Origin of the sequence: Vibrio sp. 1180_3 (assembly GCF_029478545.1) — a bacterium.
Taxonomy (GTDB): domain Bacteria; phylum Pseudomonadota; class Gammaproteobacteria; order Enterobacterales; family Vibrionaceae; genus Vibrio; species Vibrio aestuarianus.
Genome location: NZ_SJFM01000129.1, coordinates 1 through 1,065, shown reverse-complemented (window position 1 = coordinate 1,065; position 1,065 = coordinate 1). Strand labels below are relative to the sequence as shown.

The window sequence follows — 1,065 nt, the reverse complement described above, 5'->3', positions numbered from 1 at the left end:
TCAAACACTTCCCGAAAAGTGCCACTGGCGAGATAGTTGAGAAGCTGAGATTTGTCCGGTGTGTAGCTAGAAAACCGAAAGCCTTTCCACCCTAAATTCACAGCTTTTCTTAACCCCAGCTAACGCCCAATTAAGGGGTGAGCAACGCTACCACCCAACCTAAGGCATTGTGCCATAAACACTTAACTTGAAGTAGAAGCAAAAATGCCAAGCGTTGGGAATCCCTCTTAAATTGTTTGTTATACGTTCAGTTCCTCGATACTGTAACTGCGCTTTACATTGACTGTAACCTGCCCCCAATGTGATGCTTTGACTCTTTCCTGATGCAGTTCGAATGCTGATTTATCGACAAATTCTTCGTACACATTAAACCTATTTCGGTCATCTGTACTTTGAATCACCTCAAAGACGAGACACCCAATTTCTTGACGAGTGAGTTCAATATGCTTTTCTAACGCTGTAGTCACAACTTCTAGTTCATTCTCGGGAATTTCGATATACCCCGACAAAATAACCTTGCCCATTTTACCACCCTACACATTAACTTTGTATGTTAAGTCCGTGACATTGTCACCAGTCATGCCACGAAAACCCCAACAATGAGGTGGTTGCTCTTTAATTGTGATTTCAATATCTATTGGAGCGATACCAATGTGAGTTTCGATATTCTCGAAAAGAGCCTTAATTAGGGCTTTCTTAGTTTCAATTTCACGCCCTGCCATCATGTTAATCTCGATGACGGTATAGGCATCACTTCTACCCTCTGGGTAATAGAAATCTGATTTGTCTAGGGAGACGATTCTATGAGCACGTTTGCTTTCAGGAAGCCCTAAAACCTGAGTCATAGATGCTTGAATTACATCAGATAATTGAGCTTTGATCGGATTTAAAAGCTCTTTAATTCCATATATGACTACCACCGTTCCTCCTTTGAACGTATAACGCCCAATTAAGTGGTGAACAACGCACTGGCCAAGCCGCTGCATTGCACCGTAAAACACTTTACCTAACGCATAGTAAAACTGCCACGCGTTGAGAATCCACTTGAATTGCTTGTTATGTGAA

The 1,065-nt window shown here is 41.9% G+C and carries 2 protein-coding genes; both read right to left on the bottom strand.

The genetic code is table 11. The features are described 5' to 3' along the window. Nucleotides 1–239 precede the first annotated feature (239 nt). On the bottom strand, nucleotides 240–524 hold the full coding sequence (locus EYW48_RS21200) for an antibiotic biosynthesis monooxygenase (RefSeq protein ID WP_168524166.1): 285 nt from the start codon (nucleotides 522–524) through the stop codon (nucleotides 240–242). A 9-nt stretch (nucleotides 525–533) separates the two neighbouring features. Further along, entirely contained in the window at nucleotides 534–920 is a 387-nt protein-coding gene (locus EYW48_RS21195) for a tautomerase family protein (protein ID WP_171375593.1), read from the bottom strand. Nucleotides 921–1,065 lie beyond the last annotated feature (145 nt).